The following is a 19,551-nucleotide window of genomic DNA, read 5'->3' as shown; positions in this document are numbered from 1 at the left end:
GTGTCAATAAACTATGCAGGGCTAGGTTGAGTTCGGCTTTGAAGTAGTTGGATAATTGCAGCTTTTTCTAAGATTCCAACTAGAACGCCATTCTCACGAATTACGGGAAGCACAGATAGCTTTTGTTGTTCGAGTAACTGCATGGCTTCCAGCAGAGGTTGATCGGATTGGACTGTGGTAGATTCGGTAATTGGTCGCATGACTTCTTTGACTTGAGTTTCTGACCACAATGCTGTTGGGATGGTTCGTAAATTATCAACAGCGATCGCACCTACTAATTGTCCATGATCATCAGTCACTAAAAACCGATGCCAGTTTTGCCCACTTATGACTCGCTCATCGGCAAACTCTCTCAGGGTAAGATTAGCAGATACAATTGGGCTATCGAGAGTTACAGCATCTTCAGCGGTCAAACCTGTGAGTTTTTCTTGCACTCTGGCAAATTGAGCCGCATTACCAGCATTTTGCAACAAGAAGAAGCCAATTAACAAATTCCACAAGTTACCGAAGCTGCCAAATAATAGTAGGGGAAGTACACCAGAAAGAACTGCTACCCAACCAAAGATTTGCCCAACTCGACTAGCAAAGGTCACACCTTTATAAGGATTACCTGTAATCTTCCAAACGATAGCTTTCAGTATATTTCCGCCATCTAAGGGCAAGCCAGGAATAAGATTGAACAGGGCTAATGCCAAGTTAACAGAAGCTAGAACACCAAGAATTGCCGCTAACGGCCCTGATGCAGCAGTAGTAACACCAATCACTGTAACGATACCGCATAGTATGAAGCTAACTAACGGGCCTGCGATTGCTACCCAGAAAGCTTCACCTGGGGTTTTTGACTCTTTTTCTAAGCTAGCCAAACCGCCAAATATAAACAGTGTGATGGATTTAACATCAATTCCCTGACGAATCGCAACGAAACTATGGCCTAATTCATGGGCGACGACAGAGGCAAATAACATCAGCGCTGTCATCAATCCTAATAGTAAAGCTAATCCCGCAGACAATTGGGGAAATTGCGCCGCCAGTCCACTGCTATAGCTCCAAGTTACTAAGCCCAGAACTAAAAACCACGACGGATGGATATAGAAGGGAATTCCGAAGAGATTACCAACGCGAATTGTGCCATTCATGTCGTTCACCTTTGATTTCAGCTTCGAGAGGTTTGCTTTCATCCTTCTCGATGTCTTTAGTGTAACGAAAGGTTAAGAGATTTTAATCTTGATGACGGTAGTGGTGTCCGTCGGTAAAGGTGCGGTTATTGGGAATATTGCGAACAAGAGTAATGACATCTTCAAGCGTTTACTAGAGAACTAGGAGATAAACAAGATAAACTCTAATAATCGCTAAGTACAATTTTACATAGAAGCATAGCGTTTTTAATGTAGGGGAACGCATTAACAATGTAAGCCAACGCATTAACAATGTAAGCCAACGCATTAACAATGCAAGCCAACGCAATAACAATGCAAGCCAACGCAATAACAATGCAAGCCAACGCATTAACAATGTAAGCCAACGCATTAACAATGTAAGCCAACGCATTAACAATGTAAGCCAACGCATTAGCATTGCAGGGTATTGTCTTTGATTAATTTGCTATGAATTACTGAAATGCTGTACTAAGAACTATGGGATATTGAAGTGAACTCTAGTAAATCAGATATATCTTCTAGTAATGAAAGCTTTAGTAAAACGCGGCGCTACAAAGGAGAAGATAGCAGCAGTCACACTTCGTACCATCACCAAAAAGGGCAGGGATTATCCCCAGGCTTAGTATCACGCTCAAGAAAATGGGTACAAGAAAAGCAAGTATATTTCCAAATAACTCTGACTATCTCTCGATCGCTACATCAGGGAGGCGACTCCACTCATTCCAAGAGCCATCATAATTCCGAACATTCGGATAACCCAATAAATACTTCAAGACAAACCAGATGTATCCAGAACGCGCACCGATAGTACAGTAGGGGAATACTTCTTTATCAGCTGTAATGCCATGACTATTATAAAGATTTTTCAGGTCGTTAAATGATTTAAAAGTTCCATCCTCATTGAGAATTAAGATATGCTCAAGATGCACTGCACCTGGAATATGTCCAGTGAGTTCACCTGCTTTTGGTGGCTGATTGAAAAACCACTCACCACAATATTCTTGAAGTGTTCGGACATCCAACAATACGCTTTGGCGTAGCCCGTTGTAGACATCGCTTCTACCAATCGATGCCTGAACTTCATTATGTAATACTCGCAGATGAGCATCAGGAGTTTTGGCATGGTAATCAGTGTTAGCAAAGGTGGATAACTCAGTTGCCAGTGGACAAGCTTCTGACTTCCATTTCTGGTAGCCACCATTGAGAACTCGGACATTCTCATGCCCAAAGACTTTTAATAACCAGAAAATCCAGGCTCCTGTTCCAGGATAACTACCATAGGCAATCACTGTTGTGTCATTGGTGATGCCTGAACGTGCCATCAACTTCTCAAAAGCTTGTGCATCCCAATTCATCTTCAAATCAGGCAATAGTAAGTCTGTAAATATGTTCCAGAAGACAGCACCAGGAATGTGAGCATTTTTGTACGGCTCTGGACTCATATCTACTTCGATAATGCGAACGTTTGGATCGCTGAGATGATTTGCTAGCCACTGGGTATCAACGAGAACGGATGAATCAGCGTATTGAGACATTTAATATTTCTCCTGTAATATGGCTAAAAGAATTGAAAGTTGTGTTTCCTTTTCGGATTTAGTCTTAGTTGTGGTTAGGAAATACGATGTGTGATGTCCGATGTACTAGGGTTGTAGAAATAGAGAATAAGGAAAAGCCGATAAGTGGGTGGAAGACTGCTAAAGGAAAAGAAGTCTTCAAGTGAATTGTGAGAAATTGCAGTCCCAGCAGTACTGGTATACTTGCTGTAAGGCTCTGGACTCTTGAGGGAAAGGGAATCAAAAACACCCATATCAATAAAATTAGTGAGAGTCCGCTATATCCTCGCACGAGCCAAATATGTAGGTTCCACCAATCAGAGTTGTAAAAGTAAGCTAATCCAACACTCAATACTTGGGTTGCTAAACAGAGATTGAAAAACACTGCTACGATTAAAAAACTAATTTGAATCCAGCGCCCGGATATCTGTGTGTGATCAATGCCAGAATTTACAGTCATGGTAAAGTAATCCAAAAAAAGCAAACAAAGGATTTGACTTGATTAGGACTTACGCAAAAATTGCCAAAAAGCTTAATTTATCGAACCGCCAAGACGCCAAGAACGCCAAGAATCGTAGAGTGTGCGTAAGTCCTATTGATGTGACTAAAGCTAAGATAAGTCTGGTTGCTATACTGCGCCTAGACCTCGAAAGGGTACACTTTGCCAATCATGATTGCCTTACAAGCTCTATTTCATGCAATTGCTCAAGCTAAAGATGAACAGACGTTGCGATCGCACATATCCGCAGAAATGAGTCAGTATTTTTCAGCTACACGAGGTGGGCTATTTTTCTTTGCTCAAATTTCTCTAGTTGACAGCAAGCTCCAAAAAGCAATGCAAATTGCATTATCACCCCAACACAATCCAGTTGCACGCTACTTACTAGAACACCATGCCCCTGTTCATGAAGCTTTGGTAGTAGAACCTAAGACGTGGAAGTTGATTTGTCCTCGTGCTGATCACTGGCACGTTATGGCAGGGCCGATTGTCAGTAATGGTCAGTTAGTAGGCGTGGTAGGTTTTACCCGTAAGCAAGGAATGCCTGCATTTGACTCACAAAATCTTATAGATTTGAGTGCGCTTTGTCTGCACGTTTCGACTTGGGTAGCAACGGTGAGATTACAACAACCACTATTACAGACAAAGCGTTTAACGCCTCGTGAAATGCAAATTGCTGACTTGGTGGCTGAAGGACAAACCAATGCAGAAATTAGTGCTGAACTTTGGATTACTGAAAACTCTGTCAAGCAAGCCTTAAAAAGGATGTTTCGCAAGCTTGAGGTTTCATCACGGACTCAGATGGTTGCAAAGCTTTCCACAGTTTCAAAATAGATATTGCTGAATCAAGAGATGATTCTTATGGGGTGGGCATCCTGCCATTAATGTCAAGTGGTTAAAACTCAAGGATTTCGCAGACAATGGGCGATCGCAGTTCCTAGAGGATTAGCCTTGCCTTTTTTACTACTGCGAATTTGCCAATAGATTCTAATGCGGCTAAACCCGGACAATTTTTTTACCACACAAAAAGAATCTCAATCTAGGTGCGTAGCGTTATACAAGTATTCGGGTGGCCGCCTAGATAGGTACAAAATGGAACACGTTGTAATGGCTTATACCATTTATTTGTGAAGCTGCGCCAAATCTCTTAATTAATTATTTCTTGGCGTACTTGGCGCTCTTGGCGGTTCGTTCTTTATTTCTTGCACTATAGGCGCATCTTCATCCAGAATTGGTATTAGGCATCCACCTATGCTGCAACTGTCTCCATCTGCTGAGAACTTTTGTGCAACATTGCACCAATTATATCAGCAGGAACAGGACGACTAAAGTAGAAACCCTGACCTTCATCACATTCCCGCATTTGCAGGTATTCAAGCTGTTCTTGAGTTTCCACACCCTCTGCCGTGATCTTCAACCGGAGGCTCTTTGCTAAGGCAATGATCGCATCGGTGACGGCGGCGCTATCAGGATTAAATATGACATCCTGCACAAATGACTGATCAATCTTGAGCATGTTCACAGGAAAACGCTTTAAGTAGTTCAATGAGGAATAACCCGTGCCAAAGTCGTCTAGAGCCAACCATATACCCAGTTCTCGTAATTGCTTTAAAGTTTTAACAGATCGCTCAATGTCACCCATCAAGAAGCTTTCTGTCACTTCCAGTTCCAGGTAAGATGCTTGGAGTCCATTCTCCTCAAGAATCTGGCTGATGATCTCAACTAGATTTGGTTGTTCAAATTGTCGAGCTGACAAATTCACAGATATCCGAATTGGGGTAAATCCAGCAAGCTGCCAAGCACGGTTTTGGGCGCAAGCAGTTCGTAAGACCCATTCGCCAATTGGTACGATCAAACCATTGGCTTCTGCAATGGGAATAAACTTTACTGGAGAAATCCAACCGAACGTAGGATGCTGCCAGCGAACTAACGCTTCCATAGCTGTAACTTGTCCACTCTGTAAATCAATTATAGGTTGATAATAAACCAGCATTTCATTGCGCCCAAGCGCTCCATGTAATTCATTTTCTAAAGTCAGTCGCTCCTGCAACTGAGCATTAATTTCTGGCGAATAGAATTGGTATTGGCTACGCCCTTGCTGCTTCGCCTGATACAGTGCTATGTGAGCCTGTTGCAAGAGTTTATCTACACTATTAGGATCATTTAAGTCATTAATTGTGATACCAATGCTAGCGGTGAGATGAATCGAGTTACCCTTTATAAAAAAGGGTTTGCTCAGGGTACTCAAAAGCATCTGAGATAACTTAATCATATTTTCAAAAGAATGAATGTTAATGCGGGCAAGGGCAAATTCATCTCCACTTAAATGGGCAAGAATATCCGTTTGCGCCATGCAGGTTGATAACCTATAAGCAACTGCTCTTAACAACAAATTTGTTGTCTCATGCTCTAACCCATGACTAATATCGGTGAAATCATCAATAGCCAGGAAAAAGATAGCTACAAGGCGCTGGTTGTTTTCAGGTTGAGATAGAGTTTGATAGAGGCGATCGCGAAATAAATCACGATTGGGCAATCCAGTTAGATCATCATAATTAGTGATGTAGTGAATTAACTCATCTAATTTGTGAAGAGTTTGTGAGGTATCCGCCATCAAGGTACCCGCTTCATCAACAAATTCTGTAGGCAGTTCAGGTAGTGTTTTGGTATTCAGATAGTTTTGCAATGCAGCAGATGTCAAAATGACTGGTTTGAGGAGATAGTGTAGGGCGTAGAGAGTGGCAGCCGTACCCGCTAAGGTAGCCAACAGAGCAATGATCATAACTCGCACCGCCATCTCCAAGGAATAGGAGTTTGAGATGATGAAACTCAAGAGTAAGGTCAGAAGTGGTACATGAGTGCCCAAAAATGCCACCAACATGATTTTAGCTGTGTAACTTTTCTTGAGCCATCCGAAATGAGCTAGGAATGAATACAAGTAGAGCTTGTGATCGAGTTTCATAAATTCTGTTTGATAGTTGGCGAATTAGTTCCGAGCTATCCTGGCAAAAGAGTATTTTTGATTCGCAATCCAGTAGAATTAGCTCTCATGGAACCCAACCCTCATCAGGTTATATATTATGCTTCCCAACATAGGTTTATACTTAATATCTATAACGATAAAGTTTCTGTAAAACTTATTCCACAAACAATTCCAAAATCAAAGTTTAATTGTATTAATTGTTACGATAATAGTAGTGATCAGTTGATTTAAATGTGATGTGAGAGCAAAATTAAGGACAGATAAACACTGATGCATGTGAGTGTTTACCCGTAGTTTAAGTTCACTAATTTAGATTTATGCAAGAGGTCTAAGAGAGGGAAAGCTTATTCGTTGGGTTAGATTTCTGAGATTTTGATATTAGTAATAATACTTTTCAAACATCCTTTAAGGGACTTTCAAAGCCTCTAAACCTCAAATTTTGAGTGTTTGTACTCAAAATGGCTATGCGATGTCTACGACGGGCTACGCCTACGCTCTATTTTTCACTGTACTTTAGATATAAAAGGGTAATTGCACGTTGTCAATTAGCATGGAAATCGAACCGCAGAGGCGCAGAGGACACGGAGAAAGAGATTAAGAGGGAGCGATCGCTGCTAAAGTTTGAACTACAACTGTTGTGTGGCATTAATTTGGTGTGATTTTGTGAAAGGGTGCGATCGCGTAGCGCTATGCTTCTTTTAAGAACCTGGCATAATTTCCCCGAACCCTCATTGTATCGGGATGACCTACACCTAAAGTCTGTTCGCAAATTGCTAAAGCTTGCTGAAACAAGGTTTCGGCTTCGCTGTAGCGTTCTGTAAAATGATAAAGTTCTGCGAGATTGTTCAGGATAGTGGCGACAGCGGGGTGTTTTTCTCCCAACAGGCGTTTACTCAGTTCTAAACCTTGCTGATACAGCATTTCTGCTTTACTGTAGAGTCCTGTAGAACGATAGAGTTTTGCAAGATTGTTCAGGCTAGTGGCGACATCGGGATGTTCTTCTCCCAACAGGCGTTTACTCAGTTCTAAAGCTTGCTCAAACAGGGGTTCGGCTTCGCTGTAGCGTCCTGTAGAAACGTAGAGTTCTGCCAGATTATTCAAGCTAGTGGCGACATTGGGATGTTCTTCTCCCAACAGGCGTTTACTCAGTTCTAAAGCTTGTTTAAACAGGGGTTCGGCTTTATTGTAGCATTGTGTAAAACCGTAGAGTAATGCAAGATTGTTCAGGTTAGTGGCGACATCAGGATGTTCTTCTCCTAGCAAACGTCTGTTCAGTTCTAAAGCTTGTTTAAACAGTACTTCTGCTTTGCTGTAACGTCCTGTCAAACGGTAGAGTTCTGCAATATTGTTCAGGCTAGCAGCAACATCAGTATGTTCTTCTCCCAACAGACGTTTTCTTAATTCTAAAGCTTGCCCAAATAGGGGTTCAGCTTCGTTGTAACGTCCTGTAGAAACGTAGAGTCCTGCGAGATTGTTCAGGCTAGTAGCGACATGGGGATGTTCTAAACCAAGACGATTTTTAGTGAATTTTTCACACAGTTGTAACCAAGGTTCTGCTTGCTGATAAAGTCCTTGACCCTCATAAAACCAGCCTAAGCTTGTGAAAGGCCAAATTAAATCCTCGTCGCTGAGATATTGTGATAGGTGGATTGCAACTTCTGCAATGTGGGAGATAAAGGGAGTGAGGTTGAGAATATCTTCACGGTTAGGCTGTGGAGGAATTTGCTTTGCGACCTCTAGCATAAGCGCTGCAAAGATTGTTTTTAGCTTATCCGCCTCACTTGACTCATCCAACTTCATTTGGAAAAATTGCCGAATCAGTGGATGTAGACGATAAATTCCTTTACTTTGCCATTGGATTAAATGCAGTTTCCGCAACTGGGCTATAGCTTTTTCCCAGAGTTCTTGTTCATCATCATCTTCTATCGTCTCCACTAATAACGGAATATCAGCCAAAGCATACAAACTCAGCCTACAGCCTAAGCGTTGTGCATTTTCATCCAACTGTTCCCAACTCAATCCAAAAGCTTCAGCCACACCATATTCATAATGCATCAATTGGTTAGTCTTGGCTATTGCTTCGTGTTCCAGTCGCTTTTTTTCTAGCCGCTTCAGCAGTGTTTCCAGAGACAAATCTGGCATTGTATCCAGATATCGCCCCACCAACTCTAACGCCAAAGGCAAATATCCCAAGAATTTACAAATTTCTCTCGCAACCCAAGGTTCGCTTTTAAGTCGTTCTCTATCAACCAGCGATTTTAATAATTTCATCGCCGCTAATGGTTTGAGAACACCCAAACGTAATTGCGGCAAAGTTCTGTCAAATTTCTCGCGCGTTGTCAGCAATACTTTAAACCGGGGTGATTCTGGGGGTAGATAAGGCTGAACCTGTTTTTTGTAGTCGGTGACATTATCAAACACCAGCAGCACTTCACCTTGTTGCCAATTCTGCCAGCAGTATCTCAGTCTATCTGCTGATTCCCAGTCGTCCGGTGTAATTCTGTTGAATTTTAATTCAAAAAATCTGAGAATCTGAATTCCCACATCAGTACTCTGTGCAGATAACCAGCAAACCCCACCTTGATAATTCTGTAAATGCTGTTTGGCGTATTGGGTAGCCAGTTCAGTTTTGCCAACTCCACCCATACCCGCCACAGCCACAATCGCAACTTGCCAAGATGTTTGTAATGAGGAGTGCAGGTTTTCTAGTTCCGCCTCACGCCCCACAAATTTTTCAAATGGAATAGCAGGGGGAATATTGTGATGAATTTCTTTTATTGTGGGGTGGATATCTTGCCCGCCATTATATTTCCTTGTCAGGCAAGCCCGTAACTTTTCTAGCTTACCCCGGCTTTCAGAATTGGCTAACTCAGGATAACTCTGGGCGAATTTGTCATAAACCTCAGTCATCCGCTTTTTCAATGCAGCCGCACTAATATTCAACTCGTTGGCAAGTTTTGCCTCACTCTTCCCTGAGTTTTCAGTCTTCAATCGCTCAACAAAAGCTGCCGTTTGCTCTGGGGATAAGCTATTAGTAGCAGCTTCGTTGGCTAGAAAATCAGCCCATTGCATAGACAGCTTGTGAGATTTCTTCTCGATTCTACTTAATTTCTACCTTCTCTCTACTTTGTCTCCATTTCTAGGGAATCTCCTCTTCTTCTGGCAGAAATACCATTTGCATAGAAACATTTAGAAGAGGTTCAGCCATGAAAACTGCCTTAACAACTCCAGTCAACTCTAATCAAACCACCCAAACTTTGCAATTAATCCCCGCCTCGCCAACATCGGTAGAGAATCCATCTACCTGGATGCGAGATGGATACAGTCCTACTGAAATCATTCTCGCGGCGGCAATTTTAACTTCATTGTCGATTGGGGGAATTGCCTCTATGATTGTGGCGATTACGGGTTTAGTTAAAACTTTAGTACGCCCAACAAGCGAAAAAACTAAGTGAGGGGACTAGCAAAGGCAAATTCTTCGCTTCGTTGCTATCCCGCCTCGGAATCAATTCCGAGACTAATAGCTTAAGTCCATTCAAACGGACTAAATTTTAGTTAATTTGAGTCAGTTTTAACTGACTTATGCTGTTAGCCTGCGATTTGAATCGCAGGCGGGCTGAAGGTATCGCCTGTTACTTGAGACTTTGAGCTTTTGAACCTGAACGTTGAGCCTTTGAACCTCAATGTTGAGCCTTTGAACCTCAATGTTGAGCTTTTGAACCTCAATGTTGAGCTTTTGAACCTCGACGTTGAGCCTTTGAACCTCAATGTTGAGCTTTTGAACCTCGACGTTAAGCTTTTGAACCTCGACGTTGAACCTTTGAACCTCAATGTTGAGCCTTTTTACTCGAACGTTGAGCCTTTTTACTCGAACGTTGCACCTTTTTACTCGAACGTTGCACCTTTTTACTCGAACGTTGAGCCTCTGAACCTCAAATTTGGAATTTGGTACTCGAAACAGCCAGGTAAATACTCTATTTCTCCTGCCTTCTGCCTCCTTATACTAAGGTGACTGATTTAATGCCCACTTCAACCACTGTCCAAAGGAACTTACAACATTCAACCTTTGAACTCCAGGCGCACGGGCGGCGGCGAGTCCATCAACGGCCACTAATGCGGCATATTGCAAGCCCAAGAAACTATCAACTGCTGCATAAGGGCCACCTAAAGTAATAGCTCCAGCAGCATACATTTGACCTTTATCACTACGCATTTCTACTAATTCAAAATTGTTCGCTACAGTCAATCGTCCCAGGTGATTCACTGGGAGGTTGTAATGTTTCACCAAATCTGCTATGAGAGGATTGGCATCTACTTTGGCATCTAGTCCAGTAGCATCAACAATAAAGTCAGCTAGCAGTTTCATTTCCCCAAAGCTTTGCTCTCGGATACGGGTAATAGTCCGGTTTTGGGCATCTCGTTCTACATCCAAAACCTCTCCGAAGGTAATTTGATACCAACCTTCGCTGATGCCTTGGGCAGTAATTTGTTGCCAGTCGTGGCGGTCGGCGGTGGTAGTTCCACCCCAGTCTGCTAGTAAACGCTTGCGTTCATCAGGACTAGCTTTTTCTAACATTGCCCGGAGTTCGCCGCCCCAACAAGCTTTCGGCCAGTTAAAGGGTTGAAATTCGTAATGATTTTTGACGAGGCGCTGGGTATTTTGAAATTTATTGCCTTGGGGTTTAGGCGATCGCATTAAATGCAAAACTGCAATATTCTGATTTCGCTTTCTAGCTTCATAAATCCGTTGAATAATCCGCGAAGCCACAATTCCCCGCCCACGAATCAATACTGTACCACCTCGTTGCTCTAGTTGCTCATAAACATGATCATGGGCTTCATAAGCATTGACGACAGATTTAAAGTCTTGATATTTTTCCCTATAAGCTTGCAAATCTGGGAGAAACTGAATTGCTGGATACCCAGTAGCTAAATGTAAATAACGAGTAACTAAAAAAGCATAATTTCCTGGCCCACGAGAATAAGCTACGCAATACCTGCCATCATCAGTTTTGCGAATTACCCTAACTCGCCCATAGCGATAAATTTGATTCCAGCCAATCCGCTTCGCCTCCCTATCTATGGAATCAAAGACATTACCCGCACGCGGAGTATAAGTTTCTGCAAATGTTGGTTCAGCAAACACTTGCCACAAATACTTGAATGCTGACTTCATCTCTCCCTTGGTGAAATCGTGCCAAGCCTCACGCAAGGCATAACTTGGCCAACCCCAAATATTATCAGGACAAGAGTCAGAATTAGATCGCAGTCTTTCATGTAAGGGAATTTGCGAATTCAAACAAAGGCGCTTGTAACGAGCATAAGGCTCCGCCTCTAATCCCAAAGCTACAATTTTGTCAGCAGGCACACCACTAATTCGCAGCAAATCAGCCCAAAAAAAGCTACCCAGTCCTGCCCCGATCGCTAGATAATCAGATTCATCTACTGGTAAACCCGTAGCATGAAGTGCTTGCACAGCGACTTTTTGGGACTGAAACGCTAATGGCGGGAAATTACTCGCCAAGGGTCTTAGCGGCTGAACGGCAGGCAAACTGGGGTCTGGGAGATTGGTCTTTGCATTGAAGTGAATCGTTGAAGGGGGGGTGGTATCTGGTGCAGAGGCGCTAGCAGCAAATGTCACCATGATCACATAGGGGCCAATTTGCAACGTATCGCCATTAACCAGGACACTGCGGGTTTGTGGTTGACCGTTGACATACACACCGTTAACGCTACCTTGGTCAATCACCACCAAATGGTCTTGTTCCCACTCAATTAGGGCATGATACCGAGAAACTTCGTTACTGTTAAGCAGCATCCTAGAAACCCGCCCTCCCCTGAGTTCAGCAGGTAACCGAGCGAATTCTCGACCAAAAGCGATCGGCATACTCAACATTGGTTCTCGCCGTTCTCCCGTCGCTGGATCTTCCCAACTCAATTTAATTTGTAAGTCATTTGTCATTAGTCATTCCCCTCTGCTCCCCTGGTTACTGAGCGCAGTCGAAGTATGCCCCTCTGCCCTCCTTCTCAACTACCCGGTGCTACTAACACACTCACAGCCGCAGCCAAAGATGTCCCACACCAACGACAGCCAATTTGTAAATTCTCTCCTGGCGAAACTTTATGACATTTGGGGCATTCTAAACCATAAACTCCTGGCAGTGGTGCGGGGGGTGTGGCTGGATAGTGATGATGTCCGTGTACTGGTGGATGGGGTGAGAGCAAAATTGTTGCTGGAATGCTGCCCGTGGAAATGCTAGTAACGTTGAGTTTTATTTGTCCTAAAGAGATATTAGTGCCTTCAGTTAAAGGCATTTCACCTTGGACTAATTGCCGTCCATCGACAATAGGGGGATTTTGCGATCGCAAATTCCTGATATAAAAGCCCTGTTGCTGGTGATGAAAAAAGATTTCAACGTGCAGACCAGAGACAGTAGGGTGACTCAGAACAATATCGCACCGGAGTGGGTCGCGACCGATGCGGACAGTGCCAGGATTTTGACTTGACTGTTGTTCGTAAATGTTCTGAGTTTTATCTTTACCTGCATCGTGCCACTGTAAAGTTAGTGCGTTCATTGTTCTAACTTCATAACTTGTATTTAGCTACTTCAGCTTCTATCTGTGCGATTCCTAACACGATTGAGTCGGTGCAAGCAAGTCTTTAGAAAAAACTTCAACAAGCTTTATTTCGCCGACGCTAATTTATCTGCAATGCGTGTAGTTTCTGGCAGGCGATATTTTGGCGTGCAGCGTAATACATAGTCAATTGCTGTCGGTAAACTAATTCGATGGCCACTGGAGATGTACAGAGGTTTTACTCCGGTGCGCGATCGCAAAACTGCCCCAATAGTTTCACCGTTATATATTAGTGCTTGTGTGCTGCCTTTGGTTTCTGCCAATTCTTCATGCTTACCTATCAACCTCGACTTAGCTACACCAATTGTTGGCATATCTATAAGTAACCCTAGATGGCTAGCTATACCTAATCTGCGGGGATGAGCAATTCCTTGACCATCACACAGGATCATATCTGGTGTTGTTTTAATCTTCTCTAAGGCATCAAGAACGGCTGGAATTTCCCGAAATGAGAGGAACCCAGGAATATAAGGAAAGCTCGTAGGACGGTGTGCTAGGCTTGTCTCGAGCACTTGCAAATCAGGGAAACTCAGGACTGCGACAGCTGCCCGGCTAATTGTTCCATCAGCTTCAAAACCCATATCCACTCCAGCAACGTACTGGATAGGTTCTTGCAGTTGATCCTCAGTAATTACTTGATCGCGCAGCTTTTCTTGGATAACTATGGCTTCTTCCAGCGTTGAAGGCCAAGCATGATCGTGATAAATTTTCATATTTAAAAGTGGAATTAAACTGATTAATATTAATCTTGTTAATTTGGCAAACACAAAAACAAGAGTTTTTGATGTAGATACCGGGAAAATATCTTTATTACAAAAATCTGTGAAATACTATCTTTATACTAGATATTTTAGCCCAGATTACCTTATATATTGCATCATAATGTTACTTCCGGCTGTCAAGAGGGAATCCTGAGAATATCAGTTTAATTTCCTAAATTTTCTCTTTTAGTGGTTATGACACAGCCAAATATTCTAAAACTTGCAAAACAGGGAGATACCCAGGCGATCGCATCTCTGATGAACCGCCATCTATACCCCAAAGGGATCACTGCAAAAGTTGCCTTCAAAGATGCTTGCTTAGAGGTAATCCTAGAATCTGCCCAAGTACCAAATCGGCAAACCTTAGTTGCATTTATTCGCAAAGGTTTAACTGGTTTAGGGGCTGCATCTATTGAAAGAGTGAAAGTTTACGGACAACAAACGGGTGAGGAGTTTCCAGCTTGGAGTAAAGAGTTTGATTTGGGCATAGCAGAAGTTGAAATAGAAACAATAGATGATGAACAGTCTTCTAGTAATTCTCAAACTCTAACTATTTGTATTAACTTAAGTGGTGATACTGCACAAGGATTAACAAACCAAGATTTTGAATTGATTGCCAATCAAATAAGTAGTGATATTTTATCATCCTATACTGAAATTTTTGTCCAAAAAGTAAGTATTAGTAATGGGATTTCTGTGATTACAAAGGAACGTTAGTATTTAATATGCTTCACATATAGGTGCAGACAAAGAGTTTATAATCGAGGTTTTTACAATAAGTATAGTAAATCTAAGTAAATTATAAATATGGGGCTAAAAATGTTATTTTTACCTGTAACTAGGGAACCATGAGATAGAAGATATTTCTCAGATTTTCGGATTTATTGGTTATGACACAGCCGAATATTCAGGAAGTTAGTAAGCAAAAGCTACAAAAGTTTTACTGGCCTTTATGTTTCCTTATCCTAGTTCTTGGTTAAAAGCATTGATTTTGACTCTATTTTTGAGAGTTATTATATTTATAATCAATAATACTGGAAAAATCGGCTATCAGATCGTCTATTTTGTAAACAGTCCAGAATTATTTTTTATATTTACAATACTGTTACTCCTATCTCCAATTCCTATAATTTCTTTTACTCATCACTGCTTACACTTGCTCATTGGTCGATTTATACCAGAAATTCAGGCACCGGAAATAGGTAGAACACAAGGATTCTTACCAGGAATAATGAGTTGGTGGGAAGGATTGTATGCTTGGCTTGTAATTGCGATTTCTACACTGATAACAGCTTTGTTTTCTACAATACTTCTACCATCCATTAATCTTAATTATGTCAGACTAATTGAAGACTACACACAAATACCAAATATTAATAATATAATGTTAATATTGGGGTTTTTCTATATTTCTGGTGGGGCAATAACTTATCAAATTGAATATTTGGTAAGACACAGAATTATATCTACTTATTCTGGCAATAAAGAAATAGATGCAAGTAAATCCACCACTGATTTAAAGGCAGATAAAGAACTAAATAGATTGCGCGGTGAAATGGGTTTACACAAAATGAAATCAAATACTTTCTCAAATAAAGAAGAAATCCCAATCATCAAGAATCAACATAAATATCGTAATTTAAATAAAAATTGGCTGCTTATTTTTTTAATATTTTCAATTGCTGTAGGAATATACTTTTCATCAAAATTTGTAGAGATACCTCCCTTTACCTCTAAAGTTCCAACACAAATCTCATCAAAGTCTGTATTAGTTACACCCTCACCAGTGATTTCCAAATCGCCGACTGTGTTACTTGAAACTGATACATTCCGAGAGGCAGTAAGTAAAGCAATTAATGCAGCTAACCTTACTCAATCAGCAAAATCTCCAGATGAGTGGAAAACAGTTGTAAGTCAGTGGGAAGCTGCGATCGCACTTATGAAAACTGTGCCATCTTCTAGCCCAAATTATATAATAGCCCAGCAAAAAATCATAGAATATCATAAAAATCTGAACTACGCTGAGAAAAATGCCGTCGGTGGCAAGTAATGCGATCGCACCTTAAAGTTAAACTAGAAAAAGCAGTGCGTAGGCATAGCCTGTCGTAGACATCTAGAGAATAATGTTAAGACAGCACGGGCTTTTGTGCCTCTTAAAAAGGAAGAATTAACAGCGATCGCTGAACGGACTGGTAATATCTGGGAAGATAGTATATTCTTCCGTGCCTAGACTTAGCCCAACCTTGCACATATTACAGAGTGTATTCTTATAAACAGGACTGATAATGTTGTGCCGCTTGGGACATATTAAATTGTAGTAGCTTTTCCTCTGGCAACTTGTATCCCAAACTCGGTTTAAAAGGCGAAATATTTAAACTGCGAATAATTTCTGCCGCCACAGCCTTTGCTAGTAAGGGTGGTACAGAGTTACCGACTTGTCTAAATCCGTGCCATTTAGTTACATGAAATCTAAACCAATCGGGGTAAGAATGTAATCTTGCTGCTTCTCTGACTGTGATACAACGGGGCGTAAATGGATGAATCGGTCTAGGAGATGTGAAAGAACCCTTATACTTGTCTGTTCCGGCTCTTAAAGTATTGCAGACACCAGCAGGGTGCAGCTTATAAAAACGACTAATTTTTTCTCTCTCGCCTTGTTGAGTCTCCTGAAAACGTTGAATAGTTTCTGTTGAATGTTTTGTTCTTAAACTTGAAGAAAGTATTTGCAAATCATATTCACGTTTGTAAGAATAATCATCGTTTAGGCATCTGATCCCGCGAAGTATCCGAGCGTAGTTACTAGGCTTTCCGTATTCTGCTGTTACCCAATTTCTCGTTAGTAACTCAGGATATTTTTCTATTTCAGGTAAATCTCCAATTGCATCCCATACTGTAGGACTCAATGGAATGTCAGATATTTTTTTAGAATTTAAATTATTTGGTAATGCTTGTTTAGTAATCGGTTGAGGATATTTCGGTAACTCTAGATCCTCCCTTGCGCCTATGAGAAATAATCTCTCACGGGACTGTGGTACTCCGTAATGTGCAGCGTTGAGAATTTGATAACTTTCTTTTACCTTATAGCCGTAAGTTTTAAACTCGCTAATTAAGGTTTGGAGGATTTGTTTATGTTCGCCAACTGTGATCCCCCGCACATTTTCCATCACAAAAAATTTCGGTTTTAGCTCCAAAACCAGTCGATGAAAGTGAAACACCAAAGAGTTTCGTGGATCATCAATAGCCCGTTTACCAATTAGGGAAAATCCTTGACATGGTGAGCCACAAATTACCACATCAATTTCGCGATCGCCAATTTCAGACCGATTCCTAATTTCTTTCCCGGTTGTCTGTTCAACACTTTTACATAAAACTGAGCAAAAAGGGAAGTTGAACTCATGTGTTGCACAATGGATCGGGTCGATTTCCACGCACGCCAGCACATCAAAGCCAGCTTGCTCAAAGCCAAGAGTCATACCGCCCGCGCCAGCGAACAAATCAACTGCGATCGCTCTTTGTTTTTTCATCTCATAAGCCATGACGCCTCTAAAGGGATTAGGGACTGGGGATTGGGTATTGGGTATTGGGGATTAGAGATTGGGAATTGGGTATTGAGTATTGAGTATCGCGTATTAAATATACAAAATTTTCCCAGTCCCTAATCCCTAGTCCCCAGTCCCTGATAGCATTTGCAAAATTTCTTGAGCAGCGCGATCGCACACCCCAACTTCTCCTAAGCTTTGCCGCATTTCTTCATAATCTAGCAAAGTTTGCTGTCTGCGACGGGGATTGAGTAGCAGTTCCATCGCTGCTTGGATAATATTCTCTGGTGTGGCTTGCTCTTGTAAAAATTCTGGCACAATCGGCTTCATCACTACTAAATTGGGTGGTGATGCAAAGGTTATGGAACCTTTGAGAATGTTACGAGCTATCCAAGCAGTCAGGGAACTGAGGCGGTAAACTACAACTTGCGGCACATTTAACAGAGCCAGTTCCAAGTTGACAGTACCAGATTTACTAATAGCTAAATCAGCCGCCGCAAAAACTTCCTTTTGTCGACCCAATACAACTGTAGCCTGCAAACCATAACGCTCAACAGCCTCTTCAATTGGCTGTCTATAGACTTCCAGAGATAGGGGAATCCAAAAATGAACTTCAGGTAATTTAGCTTGAATAGTTTGGGCGGCTTGAAAAATAATTGGTAAAAGATATTTTAGTTCTTGGTGGCGAGAGGCGGGGAGGAGTGCGATCGCAATCTGTTCTGGTGCAATCCCCAATGTTGCACGAGCTGCTTGGCGACTGGGAGCGTCTTGCATTCCGTCAACCAATGGATGCCCTACCCAAATAACTTTTGCCCCTTGTTCGCGAAAGTAACTGGCTTCTTGTGGGAAGATTGCCAACAGCTTGTCTGTAAAACCAACAATCCTGTTAGTCCTACGGAAATTGACTGACCAAGCCCACTCTTGGGGAGCGATGTAATATACCACAGGCACATCTGGCAGATGCTGTTTCATGTAAGTCCCAATTTTTATATTCGGACTCATGTAATCGATCAGCACCACCAAGTCAGGTGGATTTTGCTTTAGGGAAGCGATCGCCTTACGTTGCACTTGGAGAGTCGGTAAAATATAAGGCAGCCCTTCTTGAATACCCATTGAGCCAATACTACTGGTATTTCCCAATAGAGTTGCCCCAGCCTCTACCATTTTTTCGCCGCCCAATGCCACAATCTCTAATTCCAACCCAATCGCCACAGCTTGACGCTTCAGCGCTGTAATTAGCAGCGACCCTTGTAAATCGCCAGATACTTCGCCAGTGCTGATAAATATCCGCATTTGATAATTGGTAATTAGTGAAAACTTAAAAGTGAGGTAGTGAATAGTTAGGAGTTAGGAGTTAAAAATTTAATTCATCAACTCATAACTCCTAACTTATAATTCACGATTCATCACTCACGCCTTTTTTCCCCTTACCGGGAATCAAGCCACGCCTTCCTGGCATCTGAGAAAGTAGCAGGAAGCGGCGCAGATGCTGCAATTCTTCGCTATCCCCTAACAGTTCCAGTTGTTCCAAGGCATCCTTAAAGGACAAATCAGAACGGTAGAGAATACGGAAGGCTTTTTTCAGCATTTGCAAATCTGCTGAGTCCATACCAGAGCGTTTAAGTCCGACAAGGTTGAGGGTTCGTACCCGCGCCGGATTTCCCTCAACTAGCATATATGGGGCCACATCCCGGTCAATACGTGCCATGCCTCCTACCATTGCCTGTCTACCAATATGTACAAATTGATGGACACCTAAAACCCCACTCAGCCTAGCGCGTGACTCTATATGGACATGACCTGCCAACGCCACAGAGTTAGCAATCACTACCTGGTCTTCAATCACGCAGTTATGAGCCACATGGACATAAGCCATCAGCAGGTTCCCATCACCTATTACCGTCGCTTCACCGGCACCAGTAGCACGGTTAATAGTAACGTACTCACGAATTAAGTTGTTATCACCAATTTTGACCCAGGTTGGTTCTCCCACAAACTTGAGATCCTGAGGTTCCATGCCGATGGCTGCACCTGTAAAAATCTGATTTTGCGCCCCAATTTCACAAGGCCCCTCTAGCACAGCATGAGCGCCGATTATTGTTTCAGGGCCCACTTTGACATGCGCTCCAATCACAGCATAGGCACCGACTTGCACTGTATGGTGGAGTTCCGATTTAGGATGAATTACAGCAGTTGGATGAATTAGCGTTTTCAAGGGTGAATCTCCAGAACTGTCTTGATAAGCCAGCGCCAGACGGGGTTTCTCAGGCAGCGTAGTTACTCTGGTTAAGAGAGTTGTACCTACTGCCGTCCCATCAAGGTGACTGGTAGAGCGTGAAGTATTTCAGTGAACGAAAGTGTCGGGCAAAGCAAGTTAAGTGTGTTTGTGAGTGCGTCTCGTAGAGAGGGCGTCGAAAATCAAT

General features: G+C 42.2%; 16 protein-coding genes. 5 read left to right on the top strand and 11 right to left on the bottom strand.

Going from position 1 to position 19,551, the window contains the following annotated elements:
- Positions 1–11: 11 nt before the first annotated feature.
- From V7K35_RS21415 to V7K35_RS21405, 3 genes are all read right to left on the bottom strand, one after another.
- Positions 12–1,136 carry a site-2 protease family protein gene (locus V7K35_RS21415; protein ID WP_335081549.1) on the bottom strand — a complete coding sequence of 375 codons (1,125 nt, stop codon included), beginning with the start codon at positions 1,134–1,136 and terminating at the stop codon, positions 12–14.
- A 701-nt stretch (positions 1,137–1,837) separates the two neighbouring features.
- Positions 1,838–2,692 (bottom strand): sulfurtransferase, encoded by an 855-nt coding sequence (locus V7K35_RS21410; protein ID WP_335081388.1) that lies wholly within the window; start codon positions 2,690–2,692, stop codon positions 1,838–1,840.
- A 64-nt stretch (positions 2,693–2,756) separates the two neighbouring features.
- Positions 2,757–3,170 carry a DUF6220 domain-containing protein gene (locus tag V7K35_RS21405; RefSeq protein ID WP_335081385.1) on the bottom strand — a complete coding sequence of 138 codons (414 nt, stop codon included), beginning with the start codon at positions 3,168–3,170 and terminating at the stop codon, positions 2,757–2,759.
- A 210-nt stretch (positions 3,171–3,380) separates the two neighbouring features.
- On the opposite strand from V7K35_RS21405, the gene V7K35_RS21400 reads away from it, so the two are divergent.
- Positions 3,381–4,043, top strand: a complete 663-nt coding sequence (locus tag V7K35_RS21400) for a LuxR C-terminal-related transcriptional regulator (protein ID WP_335081383.1) — start codon at positions 3,381–3,383, stop codon at positions 4,041–4,043.
- A gap of 415 nt (positions 4,044–4,458) precedes the next feature.
- On the opposite strand, the gene V7K35_RS21395 is transcribed toward V7K35_RS21400, so the two are convergent.
- The gene (locus V7K35_RS21395) at positions 4,459–6,171 is read right to left on the bottom strand and encodes a putative bifunctional diguanylate cyclase/phosphodiesterase (protein ID WP_335081381.1); all 1,713 of its coding nucleotides are present in this window, start codon (positions 6,169–6,171) and stop codon (positions 4,459–4,461) included.
- Positions 6,172–6,879: 708 nt separating this feature from the next.
- On the bottom strand, positions 6,880–9,264 hold the full coding sequence (locus V7K35_RS21390) for a tetratricopeptide repeat protein (RefSeq protein WP_335081379.1): 2,385 nt from the start codon (positions 9,262–9,264) through the stop codon (positions 6,880–6,882).
- 134 nt (positions 9,265–9,398) lie between these two features.
- Here V7K35_RS21390 and V7K35_RS21385 point away from each other — a divergent pair, with 134 nt between their 5' ends.
- Both V7K35_RS21385 and V7K35_RS21380 read left to right on the top strand, forming a co-directional pair.
- Positions 9,399–9,647 (top strand): hypothetical protein, encoded by a 249-nt coding sequence (locus V7K35_RS21385; protein WP_335081377.1) that lies wholly within the window; start codon positions 9,399–9,401, stop codon positions 9,645–9,647.
- Positions 9,648–9,844: 197 nt separating this feature from the next.
- Positions 9,845–10,204 carry a hypothetical protein gene (locus V7K35_RS21380; protein ID WP_335081375.1) on the top strand — a complete coding sequence of 120 codons (360 nt, stop codon included), beginning with the start codon at positions 9,845–9,847 and terminating at the stop codon, positions 10,202–10,204.
- On the opposite strand, the gene V7K35_RS21375 is transcribed toward V7K35_RS21380, so the two are convergent.
- From V7K35_RS21375 to nfi, 3 genes are all read right to left on the bottom strand, one after another.
- Positions 10,196–12,154, bottom strand: coding sequence for an FHA domain-containing protein (locus V7K35_RS21375; protein ID WP_335081373.1), 1,959 nt, complete (start codon positions 12,152–12,154; stop codon positions 10,196–10,198). The genes V7K35_RS21380 and V7K35_RS21375 overlap by 9 nt on opposite strands.
- A gap of 65 nt (positions 12,155–12,219) precedes the next feature.
- Positions 12,220–12,768 carry an FHA domain-containing protein gene (locus tag V7K35_RS21370; protein WP_335081371.1) on the bottom strand — a complete coding sequence of 183 codons (549 nt, stop codon included), beginning with the start codon at positions 12,766–12,768 and terminating at the stop codon, positions 12,220–12,222.
- Between the two features lie 107 nt (positions 12,769–12,875).
- Complete coding sequence (gene nfi / locus V7K35_RS21365) at positions 12,876–13,541, bottom strand: deoxyribonuclease V (RefSeq protein ID WP_335081369.1); 666 nt, start codon at positions 13,539–13,541, stop codon at positions 12,876–12,878.
- Positions 13,542–13,784: 243 nt separating this feature from the next.
- Between nfi and V7K35_RS21360 the strand changes: the two genes are divergently transcribed.
- Together V7K35_RS21360 and V7K35_RS21355 are read left to right on the top strand one after the other, a co-directional pair.
- A complete protein-coding gene (locus V7K35_RS21360) occupies positions 13,785–14,306 on the top strand; it encodes a hypothetical protein (protein ID WP_335081367.1) in 522 nt (173 codons plus the stop codon).
- A 235-nt stretch (positions 14,307–14,541) separates the two neighbouring features.
- Positions 14,542–15,639 (top strand): hypothetical protein, encoded by a 1,098-nt coding sequence (locus V7K35_RS21355; protein ID WP_335081365.1) that lies wholly within the window; start codon positions 14,542–14,544, stop codon positions 15,637–15,639.
- Between the two features lie 217 nt (positions 15,640–15,856).
- Here V7K35_RS21355 and V7K35_RS21350 read toward each other — a convergent pair whose 3' ends face one another.
- From V7K35_RS21350 to lpxA, 3 genes are all read right to left on the bottom strand, one after another.
- A complete protein-coding gene (locus tag V7K35_RS21350; RefSeq protein WP_335081363.1) occupies positions 15,857–17,113 on the bottom strand; it encodes a DNA cytosine methyltransferase in 1,257 nt (418 codons plus the stop codon).
- A 138-nt stretch (positions 17,114–17,251) separates the two neighbouring features.
- Positions 17,252–18,421, bottom strand: coding sequence for a lipid-A-disaccharide synthase (gene lpxB, locus V7K35_RS21345; protein WP_335081361.1), 1,170 nt, complete (start codon positions 18,419–18,421; stop codon positions 17,252–17,254).
- A gap of 103 nt (positions 18,422–18,524) precedes the next feature.
- Positions 18,525–19,343: an acyl-ACP--UDP-N-acetylglucosamine O-acyltransferase gene (gene lpxA, locus V7K35_RS21340; RefSeq protein ID WP_273762418.1), complete on the bottom strand. Its 819-nt coding sequence runs from the start codon at positions 19,341–19,343 to the stop codon at positions 18,525–18,527.
- Positions 19,344–19,551: the final 208 nt, after the last annotated feature.

This window comes from Nostoc sp. (assembly GCF_036917275.1).
Classification (GTDB): Bacteria; Cyanobacteriota; Cyanobacteriia; order Cyanobacteriales; family Nostocaceae; genus Nostoc.
Note: the sequence above shows the minus strand (reverse complement) of the source record. Positions and strands in the feature narration are given on the sequence as shown.

Coding starts and splice junctions, on each gene's coding strand:
- V7K35_RS21415 (WP_335081549.1), bottom strand. CDS start 1,136: ATGAATGGCACAATTCGCGTTGGTAATCTCTTCGGAATTCCCTTCTAT.
- V7K35_RS21410 (WP_335081388.1), bottom strand. CDS start 2,692: ATGTCTCAATACGCTGATTCATCCGTTCTCGTTGATACCCAGTGGCTA.
- V7K35_RS21405 (WP_335081385.1), bottom strand. CDS start 3,170: ATGACTGTAAATTCTGGCATTGATCACACACAGATATCCGGGCGCTGG.
- V7K35_RS21400 (WP_335081383.1), top strand. CDS start 3,381: ATGATTGCCTTACAAGCTCTATTTCATGCAATTGCTCAAGCTAAAGAT.
- V7K35_RS21395 (WP_335081381.1), bottom strand. CDS start 6,171: ATGAAACTCGATCACAAGCTCTACTTGTATTCATTCCTAGCTCATTTC.
- V7K35_RS21390 (WP_335081379.1), bottom strand. CDS start 9,264: ATGCAATGGGCTGATTTTCTAGCCAACGAAGCTGCTACTAATAGCTTA.
- V7K35_RS21385 (WP_335081377.1), top strand. CDS start 9,399: ATGAAAACTGCCTTAACAACTCCAGTCAACTCTAATCAAACCACCCAA.
- V7K35_RS21375 (WP_335081373.1), bottom strand. CDS start 12,154: ATGACAAATGACTTACAAATTAAATTGAGTTGGGAAGATCCAGCGACG.
- V7K35_RS21370 (WP_335081371.1), bottom strand. CDS start 12,768: ATGAACGCACTAACTTTACAGTGGCACGATGCAGGTAAAGATAAAACT.
- nfi (WP_335081369.1), bottom strand. CDS start 13,541: ATGAAAATTTATCACGATCATGCTTGGCCTTCAACGCTGGAAGAAGCC.
- V7K35_RS21360 (WP_335081367.1), top strand. CDS start 13,785: ATGACACAGCCAAATATTCTAAAACTTGCAAAACAGGGAGATACCCAG.
- V7K35_RS21355 (WP_335081365.1), top strand. CDS start 14,542: ATGTTTCCTTATCCTAGTTCTTGGTTAAAAGCATTGATTTTGACTCTA.
- V7K35_RS21350 (WP_335081363.1), bottom strand. CDS start 17,113: ATGAAAAAACAAAGAGCGATCGCAGTTGATTTGTTCGCTGGCGCGGGC.
- lpxB (WP_335081361.1), bottom strand. CDS start 18,421: ATGCGGATATTTATCAGCACTGGCGAAGTATCTGGCGATTTACAAGGG.